Source organism: Olsenella uli (assembly GCF_016900775.1).
In the GTDB taxonomy this organism is placed as follows: Bacteria; Actinomycetota; Coriobacteriia; order Coriobacteriales; family Atopobiaceae; genus Thermophilibacter; species Thermophilibacter uli_A.
On record NZ_JACJKN010000004.1, the window covers coordinates 156,210 to 172,669 of the forward strand.

General features: G+C 71.2%; 15 protein-coding genes. 13 read left to right on the top strand and 2 right to left on the bottom strand.

Annotated features, from left to right (window positions below; genetic code table 11):
- Positions 1 to 10 precede the first annotated feature (10 nt).
- Genes H6A23_RS04250 through H6A23_RS04270 form a run of 5 tightly spaced genes read left to right on the top strand, consistent with a single transcriptional unit; the run spans position 11 to position 3,933 of the window.
- The gene (locus H6A23_RS04250) at positions 11 to 946 is read left to right on the top strand and encodes an ABC transporter ATP-binding protein (RefSeq protein WP_204830949.1); all 936 of its coding nucleotides are present in this window, start codon (positions 11 to 13) and stop codon (positions 944 to 946) included.
- On the top strand, positions 943 to 1,743 hold the full coding sequence (locus H6A23_RS04255; protein WP_204830950.1) for a hypothetical protein: 801 nt from the start codon (positions 943 to 945) through the stop codon (positions 1,741 to 1,743). Before H6A23_RS04250 ends, H6A23_RS04255 begins: the two co-directional genes overlap by 4 nt.
- Positions 1,740 to 2,561 (top strand): hypothetical protein, encoded by an 822-nt coding sequence (locus H6A23_RS04260; RefSeq protein ID WP_204830951.1) that lies wholly within the window; start codon positions 1,740 to 1,742, stop codon positions 2,559 to 2,561. The genes H6A23_RS04255 and H6A23_RS04260 overlap by 4 nt, the downstream gene beginning before the upstream one ends.
- Positions 2,558 to 3,583: a sensor histidine kinase gene (locus tag H6A23_RS04265; protein ID WP_353653009.1), complete on the top strand. Its 1,026-nt coding sequence runs from the start codon at positions 2,558 to 2,560 to the stop codon at positions 3,581 to 3,583. Before H6A23_RS04260 ends, H6A23_RS04265 begins: the two co-directional genes overlap by 4 nt.
- 32 nt (positions 3,584 to 3,615) lie before the next feature.
- Positions 3,616 to 3,933 carry a YbjQ family protein gene (locus H6A23_RS04270; RefSeq protein ID WP_204830952.1) on the top strand — a complete coding sequence of 106 codons (318 nt, stop codon included), beginning with the start codon at positions 3,616 to 3,618 and terminating at the stop codon, positions 3,931 to 3,933.
- 12 nt (positions 3,934 to 3,945) lie between these two features.
- Here the strand turns inward: H6A23_RS04270 and H6A23_RS04275 are convergent, their stop codons facing one another.
- The gene (locus H6A23_RS04275; protein ID WP_204830953.1) at positions 3,946 to 5,337 is read right to left on the bottom strand and encodes an FtsX-like permease family protein; all 1,392 of its coding nucleotides are present in this window, start codon (positions 5,335 to 5,337) and stop codon (positions 3,946 to 3,948) included.
- A gap of 155 nt (positions 5,338 to 5,492) precedes the next feature.
- On the opposite strand from H6A23_RS04275, the gene H6A23_RS04280 reads away from it, so the two are divergent.
- The 3 genes from H6A23_RS04280 to H6A23_RS04290 all read left to right on the top strand — a co-directional run bounded on the left by H6A23_RS04280 (position 5,493) and on the right by H6A23_RS04290 (position 7,785).
- Positions 5,493 to 5,777 carry a YgjP-like metallopeptidase domain-containing protein gene (locus H6A23_RS04280; RefSeq protein ID WP_204830954.1) on the top strand — a complete coding sequence of 95 codons (285 nt, stop codon included), beginning with the start codon at positions 5,493 to 5,495 and terminating at the stop codon, positions 5,775 to 5,777.
- Entirely contained in the window at positions 5,774 to 6,160 is a 387-nt protein-coding gene (locus H6A23_RS04285) for a M48 metallopeptidase family protein (RefSeq protein WP_204830955.1), read from the top strand. Before H6A23_RS04280 ends, H6A23_RS04285 begins: the two co-directional genes overlap by 4 nt.
- Positions 6,161 to 6,384: 224 nt before the next feature.
- On the top strand, positions 6,385 to 7,785 hold the full coding sequence (locus H6A23_RS04290; RefSeq protein ID WP_204830956.1) for a TrpB-like pyridoxal phosphate-dependent enzyme: 1,401 nt from the start codon (positions 6,385 to 6,387) through the stop codon (positions 7,783 to 7,785).
- A 282-nt stretch (positions 7,786 to 8,067) separates the two neighbouring features.
- Here the strand turns inward: H6A23_RS04290 and H6A23_RS04295 are convergent, their stop codons facing one another.
- The gene (locus H6A23_RS04295; protein ID WP_204830957.1) at positions 8,068 to 9,867 is read right to left on the bottom strand and encodes a carbon starvation CstA family protein; all 1,800 of its coding nucleotides are present in this window, start codon (positions 9,865 to 9,867) and stop codon (positions 8,068 to 8,070) included.
- A gap of 229 nt (positions 9,868 to 10,096) precedes the next feature.
- Here H6A23_RS04295 and H6A23_RS04300 point away from each other — a divergent pair, with 229 nt between their 5' ends.
- The 5 genes from H6A23_RS04300 to H6A23_RS04320 all read left to right on the top strand — a co-directional run.
- Positions 10,097 to 10,783: a response regulator transcription factor gene (locus H6A23_RS04300; protein ID WP_204830958.1), complete on the top strand. Its 687-nt coding sequence runs from the start codon at positions 10,097 to 10,099 to the stop codon at positions 10,781 to 10,783.
- Between the two features lie 13 nt (positions 10,784 to 10,796).
- Positions 10,797 to 11,837, top strand: a complete 1,041-nt coding sequence (locus H6A23_RS04305) for a sensor histidine kinase (RefSeq protein WP_204830959.1) — start codon at positions 10,797 to 10,799, stop codon at positions 11,835 to 11,837.
- Positions 11,838 to 12,025: 188 nt separating this feature from the next.
- On the top strand, positions 12,026 to 12,706 hold the full coding sequence (locus H6A23_RS04310; protein ID WP_204830960.1) for an ABC transporter ATP-binding protein: 681 nt from the start codon (positions 12,026 to 12,028) through the stop codon (positions 12,704 to 12,706).
- Position 12,707: 1 nt separating this feature from the next.
- Positions 12,708 to 15,728 (top strand): ABC transporter permease, encoded by a 3,021-nt coding sequence (locus tag H6A23_RS04315; RefSeq protein WP_204830961.1) that lies wholly within the window; start codon positions 12,708 to 12,710, stop codon positions 15,726 to 15,728.
- A gap of 156 nt (positions 15,729 to 15,884) precedes the next feature.
- On the top strand, positions 15,885 to 16,460 hold a 576-nt coding region (locus tag H6A23_RS04320; RefSeq protein ID WP_204830962.1), incomplete at its 3' end, for an HAD family hydrolase.

Genomic DNA, 16,460 nt, shown 5'->3' on the forward strand with positions numbered 1-16,460 from the left:
GGAGCTCAGCGTGAACGTCATCGAGACGCACGGCCTCACTAAGCGCTACCGCCGCAAGCTGGCCGTGGACGGCCTGGACATGACCGTCGCCGCCGGCGACATCTACGGCTTCGTGGGCAAGAACGGCTCGGGCAAGTCCACCACGATGAAGATGGTCTGCGGCCTGGCGCGCCCCACCTCCGGCGAGGTCGTCCTCTTCGGAGACCCGGCGGGCGGCGGCGCCACGCCGCAGGGGTTCTCCCGCATCGGGGCGCTCATCGAGAGCCCCGGCGTGCTCGCCAGCCTCACCGCGCGCGACAACCTCGTCGCCAAGGCGCTCGCGCTCGGCATGACGCACGCCGGCCAGGTGGCGGACGATCTGCTCGCGCTCGTGGGCCTGGACCCGCACGACCGCCGCCGCGTGAAGGCCTACTCGCTCGGCATGAAGCAGCGCCTGGGACTTGCGCTCGCGCTCGTGGGCGCGCCCGACCTGCTGCTGCTCGACGAGCCCTTCAACGGCCTCGACCCCGAGGCCACGCGCGCCATGCGCCTCACGCTCGTACGCCTCAACCACGAGCGCGGCGTCACGATCGTGATCTCCTCCCACGTTCTGGACCAGCTCGACCGCGTGGCCACCCGCTTCGGCGTCATCTCGGACGGCCGGCTCACGGCCGAGTTCACCGACGCCGAGCTCCACGAGCGCTGCGGCAGCTCCGTGCGCGTGCGCCTGGCGTCCCCGGAGCGCGGCCTCGCCCTGCTCGAGCAGGCGCTCCCGCAGGCGGCCTTCCGCGCGGAGCCCGACAGCGCGCTCGTGGTCACGGGCGTCGCGCTCGAGGAGCTCAGCGCCGCGTGCTTCCAGGCCGGCGTGGAGGTCCGCGAGCTCTCCCAGCTGGAGCGCGACATCGAGGAGTACTTCGTCGAGCTCATGGGCGGCGCGGACGGCGAGAAGGACGGTGAGACGCGATGATCGGCCTTCTGCGCTCGGACGCCTACCGCGTCCTGCACGGGCGCTGGATCTGGGCGTTTGCCGCGGCGGTGGCCTTCCTCACCTTTGCGCCCGCACTGCTCATGCGCTGGACGAACATGGGTCCTGTCGTCTACGACACCCTCACGGGCTCGGCGCTCAGCTTCGGGAGCTTCCAGATTCTCCCCGCCGTCATGGCGGCCGTCGTGTGCGGGGACCGTACGGACATCGGGTTCTCCCGCTCGCTCCTCTCGTCGCTCAGCGCGCGGGCGCGCAGGCTCTGGTTTGCCGAGAAGTGCGTGTTCTCGCTGATGCTCGCCGCCGCCACGACGCTCTTTGCGTTTGTGACCGGGCTGCTTGCCTGGGTCGCTTCCGGCGTGCCCGTGCTGACGCTCGAGCCCGCGTGGCAGGTGGCTGCCTGGCTCTGCTGCACGTGGCTCGCTAGCGCTCCCTACGTCGTGCTCACGGTGCTCGTGGCACACCTCACGCGCAACGAGAGCGTGACCATCGTGTTCGCCACGCTCGGGGCGGCCGGAATCATCGAGGGTGGTCTGCTCGTGGGGGCCGACTTTCTGTGCTATCTGGCGGGCGGCGAGTTTCTCACTCTGAGCTCGGTCGTCGCTCCGTGGCTTCCGACGACGATTGCCTCCGCAGTGGGCGACGGCGCGGCAACGATGCTCTCTGCGGAGAACGCCGCCCAGCTCGCGCCGGCCGTCCGCGCGCTCGCCGTCTGCCTGCCCGTCGCCGTGGCCGCCACCGCCGCCGACGCGCTGCTCGTCTCAAGGAGGGATGTCGCATGATCGCCCTGCTCAAGTCCGACCTCTACCGCACGGCGCGCTCGCGCTGGCCGTGGGCCGTGCTCGCGCTCGTTGTGCTCGTCACGCTGGGGTCGGCCGTCCTCACCATCTGGTGGCCGCTCGAGCCGGGCATCGTCTACGACGGTCTTACCGGGCGCGCCGGGGCGCTGCGCCTCGCCGGGCGCGGCTCGAGCATCGTGCTTGTCCAGATGGTCGCCGTGTTCGTGGCCGCGCACCTCTCGTGCGAGGACTCCGATGCCGGCTATAACCGTACGCTCCTGTCGTCGCTGCGCGGCCGCGTCGCCTATTTTGTCGAGAAGTACCTGCTCGTGGTCATCGCCACGGGCTTCGTCCTCCTTGCCTACCTCGCGTTCAGCGGCCTCGGAGCCCTCGTGACCATGCGTCCCGTGGAAAACGTCGAGCCGCTCTGGCAGGTTGTGGCATGGGCGGTCGAGGGCTGGCTCGTGGCGTGCGCCTATGCGCTCGTCGTACTGCTCGTGGGGCAGCTCACGCGCATCAAGGCGATTGCCATGATCGTTGCGTTTCTGCTGCTCATGGCTGCCTTTGAGCAGGGCTTTCTCACCTTCCTGCTCTTTGTGGGCAAGGTCTTTGGCCAGGACTGGGAGCCTGCGCTCGAGGCGGCCATCGCGTGGATGCCCTACGTCACCACCGCTGCCGTGGGCAACGGCGCCGCGGACATGCTCGCCGTGGACGCCACGGGCGTGGCGCCGGCCGTCCGCGCTCTCGTCGTCTGCGTCCCGCTCTGCCTCGCGTGCGGCGCGATCGGCGCCCTCGTGGGCACGAGGCGTGACCTCGCGTGATCGCCGACGCGCTCCTCGAGCCGCTCTACCGCTGGCTCTCCTCCATGGCGGAGTGGCTGCTCGCAAGCCCTACCATGGACTCCTGGCTCAACCTCTACGAAAGGCTTCGCATGTCCGAGGGACTTTTGCTCGTCGTGATGCTCGCGCTCGGCATCGGGATCGGGGCGACGCTCGCCGTCGCGTGCTACGCCACCGAGCTCGGCCGCCAGGCGCGCTTCCTCCTCGGACGCGAGCGGCGCAGCAACGCGCGGCTCACCTGCGGGAGCCGCCTGCCGGGCATGGTGGGCATGGTCGACGCCGTGAACGCCGAGGTGGACGCCGCAGACGCCGAGCGCGTGGAGGCCCTGCGCGCGTCAGACGAGTTCTCACGCGGGCTCTCCGCGCTCTCCCACGACGTGCGGACGCCGCTCACCGGCGCCCGCGGCTACCTCCAGCTCGCACGCGAGGAGGCGGAGCCGTCGCGCAGGGACACCCAGCTCGCGGCCGCCGACGCGCGCCTCGCCGCGATGTCGGGGCTTCTGGACGAGCTCTTCTCCTACGCCCGCGCGGCCGACCCCGACGCCCCGCTCGAGCTTGCGCCCGTCCCCCTGCGCCCGGTGCTGGAGCAGGTCCTTCTCGGCCACTACCCCGAGTTCGAGGCGCGCGGCTGGGAGCCCTCTCTTGCCTGCGACGGCGCGCCCGAGGCGATCGCGGACCCCGAGGCGCTCAGACGCATCACGGAGAACCTCGTGGCAAACGCGCTGCGCCACGGGTCGGGGCCGCTCACGGTGACGGTCCGCCCTGCCGAGAAGGACCGCGTGGCCGTGGACTTTGCCAATCCCGTGGCCGACCCCGCCGCGATCGACGCCGACCGCCTCTTCGAGCGCTTCTACCAGGCCGACGACTCGCGCGCCACGGCGGGCTCGGGCCTTGGCCTGTCCGTCGCCGCCAAGCTCGCCGAGGCCCAGGGCATGGCGCTCTCGGCCCGCCTCGACGGCGGCACCCTCACCATCACGCTTGTCGCATGTTGCGCGCAAAAGTGACCGTCACCTTTGCGCGCAGGAAGGAGGAAGAGATGATCGTCACGACCACCAACTCCGTGGAGGGCCACCAGATCAGCGAGTACCTCGGCATCGTCACCGGCGAGGCGGTGAGCGGCATCAACATGTTCCGCGACATCGGCGCGAGCGTGCGCAACATCTTCGGCGGCCGCTCGGCCGGCTACGAGGAGGAGCTCCAGGCCGCGCGCGCCGAGGTCCTCGAGGAGATGCAGGCGCGCGCCGCCGCGCTCGGCGCCGACGCCGTCGTGGGCGCCTCCATCGGCTACGAGACCTTCGAGGGCATGATCATGACCTGCTGCTCCGGCACGGCGGTGCGCCTGCGCCGCGCGTAGGGGCGGCCACGCCTACTCCCCCGCCGGCGCGCCCGCCCCCAGCAGCACGCGCTGGCACTCGCGGACGCAGAGCAGGTAGTACAGGGCGAGAAGGACGAGCGTGCCCGCGACCGAGCAGGCCGCGATGACGGCGAACGTCCCGTCCGGCACGGCTCGCGCGAGCTGGCGCACCAGCATGAGGCCGAAGGCGTCGTGCGCCACGGCGAGCGCGGCGGGCAGCGCGAAGGCCACGCCCACCTGCGCCCGCACCGCGGCGCGCATCTCGCGCGCGTCGGCCCCGAGCGCCGCAAGCGTGGCGTAGGCGCGCCTGCCGTCCGCGGCCTGGCTCACCTGCTGGAGCGCGAGCACCGCCACGGCGGCCACGAGGAAGGACTCCCCGTAGAAGATCCCCACGTAGCCGATCGGCGCGAGCGAGGCCTCGGCCGGCGCCGCCGGGTCCGCGAGCCCGGCGGCGCGCTGGCCGACGGAGAACACGAGCCCCGCGCAGACCATGCAGACCGCGCACGCGATGAGCACGCAGGTGCACGAGAGCGCCTGGCAGCCCGTGGACACGCGGCCCTCGACCTGCCGCAGCGCAAAGGCGCGCAGGCCCTCCCAGTAGCGTGGCCGCCGGCGCGCGCGGGCGGGCGCGGCGGTCGCCACCAGGCGAAAGACGAGCGAGGTCGCCACGTAGGCGGCCCAGCCCATCGGCAGGATGGCGAGCACGAAGAGCCCCGGCATGACCACGCACGACCCCCACACCACGGCGAGAAGGACCACGGCGAGCACCGCCTGCGCGCGCGTCACCCCGCGATGCCCGGAAAGGGCGAGCCGCTCGGGCGCACGGTCCCGCCCGAGGAGCTCCACGAGCGGCCGACGCAGCACGTCCACGACGGAGAGCGCGATCGCGAGCCCCTCGATCCCGGCGAACCACGCGCACGCGTCGAGCGCGGCCGCGGGCGAGACCGACCACGCGAGCCGCCAGGGCACGCCGAAGACAAACGCCGCGACGGCGCCGAAAGCCGGCGAGACGGCGGCCCCGAGCGCGAGCCCCGCCGCGAGCGCCGCGGCGCCGACGAGCGCGCCCTCCGCCGCGAGGATCGCCGCGAGCGAGGAGGCGCGCATCCCGAGCAGGCCGTACGTCGCGAACTCCCGTGAGCGCCGGCGCACGATGAAGCGGCTCGCGTAGGCCACGAGCACGGCGAAGACGAGCACCACGAAGACCGAGAAGGCGCCCGTGACCTCGCGCGCCTTGTGGATGACCTCGAGCTGGCCCGCGTTGAGCGGCATCGCGAGCAGGTAGTCCCCCGAGGCGTTGAACGAGTACATGAGGCACGTCGCAAAGGCGAGCGTGGCAAAGTAGACCGAGTAGTCGCGGACGCTGCGGGAGACGTTCCCGAGCGCGATGCGCACGACGGCGGGCATGGGCGGCTCCTTCCGGACGGCACGTGCGGGACCCCACGATCGTCCCTCTCGCCCCGCCGGCGCGCCATGGCCCAGGCTTATGCGCCCCTAACGGTTTCGCAAGGTTGCCCGCAACGGCGGCGGGCGGCCGCCCCGCCATGGGCTACAATGCCCGCATGAAAAGGACCCTTCTTGCCGGCGGGCCGGACGGCGTTGCCGTGGAGGTGGAGCGCCGGCGCGTGCGGCGGCTCAACCTGCGCGTGCGCCCGGACGGCACCGCCCACCTCTCCATCCCCCAGCGCGCCACGCTCGCCGAGGCGCAACGCTTCCTGGACGGGCACGCCGACTGGCTGCGCAGACACGTCGCGCGGCAGGCGGCGCGCGCCGCCGAGGCCGAGGTCGCGGCCAGAGACGGCCTCCTCCCCTCTGGGGCGAGCTCGTCGCGCTGCCCGCGGGCATGACGGCAGACGAGCTCTACCGCACCGAGCTCGAGCGGCGCCTGCCCGAGGTCGCACGTCGCATGGAGGAGGCGACGGGCGCCCGCGCGTCCGGCTGGCAGCTGCGCGCGATGTCCTCGCGCTGGGGATCGGCCACGCCCGGGACGGGGCGCATCCGCATCAACGTGACGCTTGCCGCCTACCCGCCCACCTGCCTTGACTACGTGGTGGCCCACGAGCTCACGCACCTCCTTGAGCCCAGCCACAACGAGCGGTTCCACGCCCTTCTCGCCCGCGCGTACCCCGCCGAGCGCGCCGCCCGGGCCCTCCTGCGCCGCCCGGCGCGCGAGGTCGCGGCAGCCAACTCGTTCCCAACCGGTAACGCGCACGAAACAAGCGCCGGGTAAGCTGCCCTCAATCGTCTCCGAAAGGAAGGCCGTCAATGCCCCGTCCCGCGCGCATCGCTCTTCTCGGCGCCCAGCAGCTTGCTGGCGCTCGTGCGTGGTGGTGGACAAGGACGACCCCCCTCTCGGACTGACGAGGCCACGCGCGCATACATAAAGGGCCCTCGGACTCAGTTCCGGGGGCCCTTTTCTTGTGCGCACAGAATCAAACGTGAAAGGAGATCGTCATGGCCGGCACCACCGCACACGCCACCGCCCCCTACCGCACCTACCTGAGCGAGCAGCAGATCCCGACGGCCTGGTACAACCTGCGCGCGGACATGCCGGAGAAGCCCGAGCCCATGCGCCTGCCCAACGGGGCCGTGGCCACACACGCCGACCTCGCCCCCGTCTTCGCCGACGCCCTGATAGACCAGGAGCTCGACGACGAAACCCCCTACTTCGAGATCCCGGCGCCCGTGCTGGAGATGTACAAGGTCTACCGGCCGAGCCCCCTCTGCCGCGCCTACAACCTGGAGCGCGCGCTGGGCACCCCCGCGCACATCTACTACAAGTTCGAGGGCAACAACACGAGCGGATCGCACAAGCTGAACTCCGCGCTCGCGCAGGCCTACTACGCCGCGGCGCAGGGCCTCTCCACCATCACCACCGAGACGGGCGCCGGCCAGTGGGGCACAGCCCTTGCCGAGGCCGCGGCGCACTACGGGCTTGACCTCGACGTCTTCATGGTCAAGTGCTCATACGAGCAGAAGCCGTTCCGCCGCAACATCATGGAGACCTTCGGCGCCTCGGTGACGCCCTCGCCGAGCGCCACCACCGAGGTCGGCCGGCGCATCCTGGCCGAGCACCCCGACTCCACAGGATCGCTCGGCACCGCCATCTCCGAGGCCGTGGAGCGGGCGCTCCACGTGCCGGAGAACCGCGGGCGCTACCAGCTCGGCAGCGTCCTCAACCAGGTGGTGCTGCACCAGAGCATCATCGGCCTCGAGAGCTACGAGGCGCTCGCCGAGCTCGGCGAGTACCCGGACGTCGTGATCGGCTGCGCGGGCGGCGGCTCCAACCTCGGCGGCCTCATCGCGCCCTTCATGCGCGACAAGCTCCGCGGCGAGCGCCCCGACACGCGCTTCGTCGCCGTGGAGCCCGCGAGCTGTCCCTCGCTCACGCGCGGCCGCTACGCCTACGACTTTGCCGACACCGGCCAGACCTGCCCGCTCTGCAAGATGTACACGCTCGGCAACGGCTTCATCCCCAGCCCCGACCACGCGGGAGGGCTCCGCTACCACGGCATGAGCCCGATCGTGTCCAAGCTCAAGCATGACGGCTACCTGGAGGCGGTGGCCGTGCGCCAGACCGACGTCTTCGAGGCGGGCGAGAAGTTCGCCAAGCTGGAGACGATCCTGCCGGCGCCCGAGAGCGCCCACGCCATCCTCGTGGCGATGCGCGAGGCCGAGCGCTGCCGCGAGACCGGCGAGGCCAAGACGATCCTCTTTGGCCTCACGGGCACCGGCTACTTTGACATGGTGGCCTACGACAAGTTCAACCGCGGCGAGATGGAGGACCACGTCCCCACCGACGAGGAGCTCGAGGCCGGCTTCGCCACGATCCCGAGCGTCCCCGGGATCCAGTAGCGCCACGGGCGGACGCCCTTCTCGCCCTGGCGGCGCCCCCCTGCGCCGAATCGGCCGCATATGTGCGTTTGGGTGCCGGAATAGCTGGATATGTGCGCGAGGGGTGCCGGAATGGTCGGATATGTGCGCGCGCAAACGCACACATCCCCCTGTTCCGGCACCCCAAACGCACATTTCCCCACTATCGGGCGCAGGATTATACGGCGACGCGCAGGCAGAAACGGCGACGACGGGGCGCGGACAAGCGTCCCCGCCCCGTCGTCACGTGTCGTGCGGAACGACCTACTTGCCGCAGTTCTTCCGGCCGAGCTCCGACCACTCGGGCTCCTCGTCGGGAAGCGACCCGGCCGCCTTGCCGAAGAGCTCCTTCAGGCAGTTGTAGGCCACGATGAGGCCCAGCACCACGAGCAGGATCGCAAAGACGAGCTGCAGGCCGGAGGTGGCGATCACGGCCGCGCCGCTCGCCGCGAGCGCGTTCACGCAGCCGATGATGCTCTGGACGAGCGAGGTGAACGTGCTCACCAGCAGGAAGACCACCGGCACGTAGAGCATCCAGCCCTTGCGGCCGGTGCATTTGCAGAAGACCGCGAGCATGATCATGGTCATGCCGCCGAGCAGCTGGTTGGACGCGCCGAAGAGCGCCCAGATGTTGTTGTAGCCGCCGAAGGCGAGCGCAAGCCCCAGCGCCAGGGTGAGCACGGTGGCGACCCAGGTGTTGGACGCGACCTTGGCCACGCCGGTGGCGTCGGCGCCGGCCTCCTCGGCGGCGTCGTTGGTCTTGGCGAAGAACTCCTGGAACGAGAGGCGGCCGATGCGGGCAACGGCGTCCACCGAGGTCAGCGCGAGCGCGGAGACGCACATCGTCATGAACACCTTGGCCAGCGTGGCGTCCACGCCGAACGCGGTCATGCCGCTCGCCACGCCCTGCGAGAAGATCTGGAACGGCGTGGCCGTGGGGGCGCCCGCCTCGAAGGTGTAGAACGAGCCGAACATGATGGCCGCGAACACGATGGCCAGCACGCCCACGAAGGACTCGGCGACCATCGCACCGTAGCCCACGACGACCATGTCCTTCTCGTTGGACACCTGCTTGGAGGAGGTGTTGGTGGAGACGAGGCTGTGGAAGCCGGAGAGGGCGCCGCACGCCACGGACACGAAGAGCAGCGGGAACATGTTCTTGCCGGCCGCGGAGAGCGACTCGAGCGTGGCGGAGTCGGCGATCATCGGGGCGTTCATCGTGGCCTGGCCGTTGACGCCGAGCACCACGATGCCCACCACGGCGCACGCGATCATGACGATCATCATGATGGAGGTGAGGTAGTCGCGCGGCTGCTTGAGGGTCTGGATGGGCATGGCTGCGGCAAAGAGCAGGTAGACCGTGATGACGGCAAACCAGCCGAGCTTGTCCAGGTAGACGGGGAACTGCATGCCCACGGCAAACATGAGCACGAAGAGCACCACGGCGAGGACAAGCTCCTTCCACCCGGTGAGGCCGAAGCGACGGCTCGCCCAGCCAAACGCGATCGCCACGAAGGTGAAGAGGATCGAGATCGTGCCGGCCGCGCCGCCCGCGTAGGACTTCGCCGCGTCAACGGCGCCGTCGGCGCCGAAGGTGGCCATGAAGGTGCCCGCGACCATGTCCACGAAGGCCGCGATCACGATGATTGTGAAGAGCCAGCTGAAGAGCAGGAACAGCTTGCGCCCGGTGCGGCCGATGTACTTCTCGATCAGCTGGGCGAGCGACTTGCCGTTGTTCTTCACGGACGCGTAGAGCGCGCCGAAGTCGTGCACGGCGCCGAAGAAGATGCCGCCCACGAGGACCCACAGCAGCACCGGCAGCCAGCCGAACATCATGGCGGCGATGGTGCCCGTGACGGGGCCGGCGCCGCAGATGGAGCTGAACTGGTGCGAGAAGGCCGTGAAGCACGAGGCGGGCGAGAAGTTCTTGCCGTCCTCCATGCGCCGCGCGGGCGTGATGGCTTTCTCGTCGATGCCCCACGTGCGCGCGAGCCAGCGTCCGTAGAGCAGGTACCCGGCGACCAGCACCACGGCCGCGACGAGCACGATGACGATTCCGTTCATGAAAACCTCCTAACTGTTGCAAAAAGCGCGAGCACCATGGTGCTCCTTTCAACTTCACACATCCGCCATATTCCCCGACCGCTAACCGGCAGGAAACATACCGTTCACGGACAGACGTGACAGAGGGACGGAGCGGCGACAACTCTTCCGTCCCCCTGTCACATGACGAAACCGTCACATAGCGCCGCTGCGTCGCCACCCTATACTCGGAGATGACGAAGGGAGTGCCATGCAGCGCATACTGCTCGCGGAGGACGACCAGCTCATCGTGGAGGGGCTCTCCGAGCTTCTGGCCAACGAGGGCTTTGTCGTGGACTCCTCCCCCACCCAGACGGGCGCCGTCGAGCTCGCGACGCGGCGGGGCGCGGGCTACGCCCTCGCGCTCGTGGACCTCACGCTCGCCGAGGGCAACGGCTTTGCCGTCTGCAACGCCATCAAGAGCGTGACGCCGGACGTGCCGGTGATCTTTCTCACCGCCGCCGACGACGAGCTCAACACCGTGACGGGCCTCTCCATGGGCGCGGACGACTACGTGGCCAAGCCCTTCCGCCCGCGCGAGCTCGTGGCGCGCATCCATGCCGCCATCCGCCGCGCGCACCCCGAGCGCACGGTGCTGCGCCTAGGGCAGGTGACCATCGACCCCGACCGCGCCCACGTGGAGCGCGACGGCCGGGAGGTCGCGCTCTCCGCGCTCGAGTACCGCCTGTTGCTCCTCTTTGCCAAGAACGCGGGGCGGCTCGTCACGCGCGACATGATGCGCGAGGCGCTCTGGGACGACGCCGGCGCCTACGTGGAGGAGAACACGCTCTCCGTCTACATCAAGCGCCTGCGCGACAAGCTCGAGGACGACCCGACGGACCCCCGGCTCATCGTCACGGTGCGGGGGCTCGGCTACCGCGCCGGCGACGGCGCCTAGGGGGGCGAGGGGCGTGCTGCTGCGCAACCGCGAGGTCAGGCGGACGGTCGGCGTCTCGGCCGTCGTGGCCGGCGCGGGCGCGCTCTGCGCATGGCGGCTCGCGGGGGCGCCCGCCGCCACGTGCGTCGTCGTGACGGCGCTCGCGCTGCTCGCCGTGTGGCTCGCGGCCACGCGCAAGCGCTACCGCGCCCTCGCGCGCATGGCCTCCCAGGTGGACGACATCCTCCACGGGGACCGCGACGTGAGCTTCGAGCGCATGCGCGAGGGCGAGCTCGCGATCCTGGCCTCCGAGCTCGACAAGATGAGAAGCCGCCTCACCCTTGCCAACGAGGAGCTCGCGCACGAGAAGAACGCGCTGGCCGACGCCCTGGCCGACATTTCGCACCAGCTCAAGACGCCGCTCACCTCCCTCGCGCTCATGACGTCGCTCGTGCGCCGGGAACTCGTGGCCGAGGGCGCGCACGAGGCGGGCGTCAAGCGGCTCCACACGATGGAGCGGCTGGAGGACCGCGTTGAGTGGCTCGTCTCGTCGCTGCTCAAGCTCGCGCGCATCGACGCGGGCGTGGTGCGCTTCACCCGCGGGCGCGTGGACGGCGCCGAGCTCGTGGCGCGCGCCGCAGACCCCCTGGCCGTGGCCTTCGACCTCGCGGACGTGCGCCTGACGGCGGACGTGGCGCCGGGGGCGGGCTTCACGGGCGACCTCGCCTGGACGGCGGAGGCGCTCGAGAACGTCCTCAAGAACTGCCTCGAGCACACGCCCGCGGGAGGCGAGGTGCGCGTGAGCTGCGCGGAGGACGCGCTCGCGTTCAGGCTCTGCGTGGAGGACACCGGCCCCGGCATCGCGGCGGAGGACCTGCCGCACATCTTCGAGCGCTTCTACCGCGGGGGCGAGAGGGGCGGGCGGGCCGGCTCCGAGGTCGACCCCACGGGCGTGGGCATCGGCCTCGCCCTCGCCAGGAGCCTCGTCACCGCGCAGGGCGGCTCCATCCGCGCCGGCAACGCCCCCGGCGGCGGGGCGCGCTTCGACCTCGTCTTCTTCAAGGCCACGGTGTAGGGGCAGCCGGTCCTTCTCGCCCTTCATGACAAAGGTGCCAGGGCATTTTGTCATGAATCGCCCCGCGACGGGTCACCGAGCGCCCCCGCCGGCAGTCCCCATGACAGATCAGTCACCCGCGCGTCACGGCGCGGCAGGGCGCGCGCCCCATCTTAGAATCGACATCAGGCCCCGTTCAGGGAGACAGCATGGACATCCTGCAGATAGAGCACCTCACCAAGACCTACGGCGCGGGCGACACCGCCGTCACCGCCCTCGCCGACGTGAGCTTCTCCGTGGCGGCGGGCGAGTTCGTGGCCATCATCGGCAGCTCGGGCTCGGGCAAGTCGACCCTGCTGCACCTGATGGGCGGCGTGGACCGGCCCACCTCGGGCGCCGTGCGCCTGAACGGCGAGGACGTCTTCCAGCGCACGGACGAGCAGCTCGCGGTCTTCCGCCGCCGCGAGGTGGGGCTGGTCTACCAGTTCTACAACCTCGTGCCGGTGCTCGACGTGGTGGAGAACATGTGCCTGCCCGTGCTCATGGACGGCCGGGCGGTCAACGAGCGGCGCCTCGTCAGCATGCTCCACGTGCTCGGCCTCGAGGGTCGCGAGCACCACCTCCCCAACCAGCTCTCCGGCGGCCAGCAGCAGCGCGTGGCCATAGGCCGCGCCCTCATGAACGCGCCTGCCGTGGTGCTGGCCGACGAGCCCACGGGCAACCTCGACTCCAAGAACTCCGCCGACATCATGGCCCTGCTGCGCAAGTCCAACAGGGAGCTCGGCCAGACGCTCATCGTGATCACGCACGACGAGGACATTGCCCTCACGGCCGACCGCGTGATCGCGCTCGAGGACGGCCGCATCGCCTCCGACACGAAGGTCGCCTAGCATGGCGGCCAAGCATCTGCGTGCAAAGTGCCTGTCCCCTCTGCACGCATCCGTGTTCGTGCGGTTCACGCTGCGCTCGCTCGCGGCCAACCGGGTGCGGACCGCCGTCACCGTGATGGGCATCGCGCTCGCCACGGGCCTGCTCATGGCCGTCCTCACGAGCGCGGTGAGCCTGCAGAACGGGCTTGCCAACCAGAGTCGCGAGAGCAACGGCGTGTGGCAGGTGGAGCTCCGCGAGACCGACGACGGGGAGCTGCGGGAGCTGCGCGACGTCGCGGGAGGGCGCCTCGACCGGCTCGCACTCCAGCGCGACCTCGGCTCCGCGACCTTCTCCGCCGCCGACGCCGAGCGCCGCGGCACCTACCTCTCGGTGCTGACGCTGCCCGAGGAACAGGGCGGCACCGCCCGCGCGAGGGGCGACCTCGCCTACGAGGTGGTTCCCGGGCCCACGGTCGCGACGGGGCGCCTCCCCGAGAGGGACGGGGAGATCGCCCTGGACTCCAGCCTCAGGGGTGAGGAGCTCGCGGGCGGCGCGTCGGAGCTTCCCGGCGTGGCGGCGGGCGTCTCGGCCGAGGGCCCGCTCGAGGTAGGCTCCACGATCACGCTCTCCCTCGGGCGGCGCGTCGCGCGCTACGAGGACGGCATGAGCCAGGAGGTCGGCGCGCAGGACAGCGTGATGTACCAGAGCGTCGTGAGCGGGACGGACCCCGACGGCACCCCCAACGTGGAGCGCGGGGAGATCGCAGAGACCCTCGAGCGCGTGGCGGAGCCGCGCACCTACACCGTCGTCGGCTTTGTCGAGCCCGACTGGACCATGCCCGGCACCATGGCCTACGTGAGCCCCGACGACGCAGGCGGCGCCGGCGGGCACACGACGGCATACTTCTCCACCAGCTGCGCGAGCTACGACGAGCTCGCCTCCCTCGTGGAGACCGTGCGCCCGGCCGAGGGCGAGCGGCCCGTCGTCATGAACCTCGGCCTGCTCGCCTACGAGGGCCTCACGAGCGACCGGCGCATCTTCGACACCCTCGGCATGTTCGCCGCCACACTCGCCACGGTGATCGTCGTCGCCGCCGTGAGCCTCATCTCCAACGCCTTCACCATCTCCGTCTCCGAGCGCACGCGCCAGTTTGGCCTGCTCTCCTCGCTCGGCGCGTCCAGGCGGCAGCTCAGGCACGCCGTCCTCGTGGAGGCGGGCGCGCTCGGGCTCGTGGGCATCCCCCTCGGCGTGGCGCTCGGCCTTCTGGGCTCGGCCGTCGCCTTCGCCGTCACCGGCACGGGGTGGGCGCGCATGGTCGGCACCGACTCCGCCGTGACGCTCGTCGTGCGGCCGTGGTGCGCGTGGCTCACGGTGGCGCTCGCCTGCGCGACGCTGCTCGTGAGCGCCGCGGTCCCGGCCGTCCGCGCGGGGCGCGTCTCGGCCGTCGACGCCATCCGCGGCGCACGCGACGTACGGCCGAACAGGCGCCTGCGCCGGGCGTTCTCCCGCCGTCGCTCCGCCATGGACGACCTCTCGGCTGACGGCCGGCTGCCGCGGGGGCTGGCGGCGCGCATCGGCGGCATCCCGGCGTTTCTCGCCCGGCGCGCGCTTGCGGCCGGCGCGGGCAAGGCCCGCGTGGCGACGCTCTCCCTCGCCGTCTCGGTAACGCTGCTCGTGACCGCGGGCGTGACGAGCGACATGCTCGCGAGCGCGACGGGCACGGCGGCGCCCCTGTCCGTGACGAGCTACGACCTCGAGCTCACGGCCGCGGACGAGTCCAGCACGGACGCGCCCCCCGAGCGCTTCGCCGTGCTCGACGGGGCGGACGGCGCGCTCGCGCAGATGGCCGCGCTCGACGGCGTCGAGGGCGTCGCCTACGCCTGCCAGTCGTCGGCGACGGTGCGCCTCTCGGGCGAGCTCCTCTCCTGGGACGAGGCGGGGGCGGACGCCGCGAGCGCGGGGAGCCCCTCCGTCACCGCCGACGGGCTCGCCGCCGCGACCGTCCACCTCGTCGACGACGCCACCTGGCGCGCGCTCGCCGACGCCGGCCACGTGCCGGCCGACGCGGCGGACCCCGCGAGCCTCACCGCCGTGCTCGTGGGGAGCCTAGACGTGAACGACGGCGTGCGCTACGGCACGAGGCAGCTGCTGCCCGTCGGCGCGACGGGCACGGCCGAGCTTCTCGTCCTCTCCAGGCGCGAGGGCTATGACGACCCCCTCGTCTCCTGGGGCGACGACTCCGCGAGCGCCTACTACCCGCCGCTCGGGGACGCGACCGAGGCGCTTGTGGTCCCGGTCGACGAGGCGGCGCACGTCGCCGCGAGCGTGCCCGTGACCGTGGCCCCCGACGACCTTGGCGAGGACTTCCCCCTGGCGCCCGCGCAGCTGCGCGCGCAGTTCCCCACCCTCGTGATGCCCGCCCGCGCGGTCCGCGCGTCCTCCGGGGCGCTCGAGGCCCTGCGGCAGGGCTATCAGACGACCTGGGGCTCCTTCTACGCGCGTCTTTCCGAGGGGACCGACGCCGCCCAGACGCTCGAGAGCATGGCCGACGTCGTGACCGAGCTGCCCGGCGTGGAGTCGCTCGGGGGCACCAACGTCGCCGCGCTCCAGCGCGACTCCCGCGCGATGTCGTTCACGGTGCGCGTCTTCCTCTACTGCTTCGCGGCCATCCTCGCGCTCATCGCGGTGGCAAACGTCTTCAACACCATCGCCTCGGGCATGATGCTGCGTACGCGCGAGTTTGCCGCGCTGCGCTCGGCCGGCATGGGCAAGCGGGCGTTTCGGCAGATGATCCTCGTGGAGTGCGCGGACTACGCGCTGCGCGGGCTCGTGCTCGGGACCGCGCTCTCGCTCATAGTGGAGCTCTACCTGTGGCAGGCGATGTCGCTCTCCGTGAGCGGGCTTGCGCCGGCGATCCCCTGGGCGCACATCGCCATGGCGTTTGCCCTGGTCGTGGCCGTGCTCGCGGCGAGCGTCATCTACGCGCTCAGGAAGTCCAACGCGATGAACCTCGTGGAGGCCCTGCGCGCCGACGCCCTCTGACCCGGGCGGGGCCGGGGGCCTGACAAAGGTGACAGGGTCGTCTGTCATGAACGGCTTCGTGACAGACGACCCTGTCATCTTTGTCAGGCCCCGACACTTGTGACGCGCCTGCGCTACAATGCGGCGTCGGACGAGGTCTCAGGCGAGAGGAACCCTATGCAGACGCCCCGCGCGGTCATCTTCGACATGGACGGAACGCTCGTGGACACCGAGCGCGTGAGCCAGACGGCATGGCGGCAGGCGGCCGGCGAGCTCGGGCTCGACGTGCCCGGGCGCATCTGGGACGCCTTCGTCGGCTGCAGCATGCCCGACGCCCACGCGATGATCGACGCCGAGTTCGGCGACCCGGCGCTCACCGACCGGCTCTTCGCACGCCAGCACGAGCTCTACTTCGAGATTCGCGACAAGAGCCTCGAGCCCTGCGCGGGCGCACTCGACGCCCTTGGCGCGCTCGCCGACGCCGGGATGACGCTCGCTCTCGCCACCTCGACCGCCCGCGAGCACGCGCTGCCGCTCATGGAGCGCTTCGGCATGGCCCCGTTCTTCTCGTCCATGACCTTCGGCGACCAGATCGAGCGCGCCAAGCCGGCGCCGGACATCTACCTCGAGTCCGCGCGACGGCTGAGCCTCGAGCCCAGCGCCTGCGCCGCCGTGGAGGACTCCGTCAACGGTGCCCTCGCGGCCTGCGCGGCCGGCATGGCCACCTACCTCGTGCCCGAGTGGGCCGCGCCC

Coding starts and splice junctions, on each gene's coding strand:
- H6A23_RS04255 (WP_204830950.1), top strand. CDS start 943: ATGATCGGCCTTCTGCGCTCGGACGCCTACCGCGTCCTGCACGGGCGC.
- H6A23_RS04260 (WP_204830951.1), top strand. CDS start 1,740: ATGATCGCCCTGCTCAAGTCCGACCTCTACCGCACGGCGCGCTCGCGC.
- H6A23_RS04295 (WP_204830957.1), bottom strand. CDS start 9,867: ATGAACGGAATCGTCATCGTGCTCGTCGCGGCCGTGGTGCTGGTCGCC.
- H6A23_RS04315 (WP_204830961.1), top strand. CDS start 12,708: ATGGCGGCCAAGCATCTGCGTGCAAAGTGCCTGTCCCCTCTGCACGCA.
- H6A23_RS04290 (WP_204830956.1), top strand. CDS start 6,385: ATGGCCGGCACCACCGCACACGCCACCGCCCCCTACCGCACCTACCTG.
- H6A23_RS04275 (WP_204830953.1), bottom strand. CDS start 5,337: ATGCCCGCCGTCGTGCGCATCGCGCTCGGGAACGTCTCCCGCAGCGTC.
- H6A23_RS04310 (WP_204830960.1), top strand. CDS start 12,026: ATGGACATCCTGCAGATAGAGCACCTCACCAAGACCTACGGCGCGGGC.
- H6A23_RS04280 (WP_204830954.1), top strand. CDS start 5,493: ATGAAAAGGACCCTTCTTGCCGGCGGGCCGGACGGCGTTGCCGTGGAG.
- H6A23_RS04300 (WP_204830958.1), top strand. CDS start 10,097: ATGCAGCGCATACTGCTCGCGGAGGACGACCAGCTCATCGTGGAGGGG.
- H6A23_RS04270 (WP_204830952.1), top strand. CDS start 3,616: ATGATCGTCACGACCACCAACTCCGTGGAGGGCCACCAGATCAGCGAG.
- H6A23_RS04285 (WP_204830955.1), top strand. CDS start 5,774: ATGACGGCAGACGAGCTCTACCGCACCGAGCTCGAGCGGCGCCTGCCC.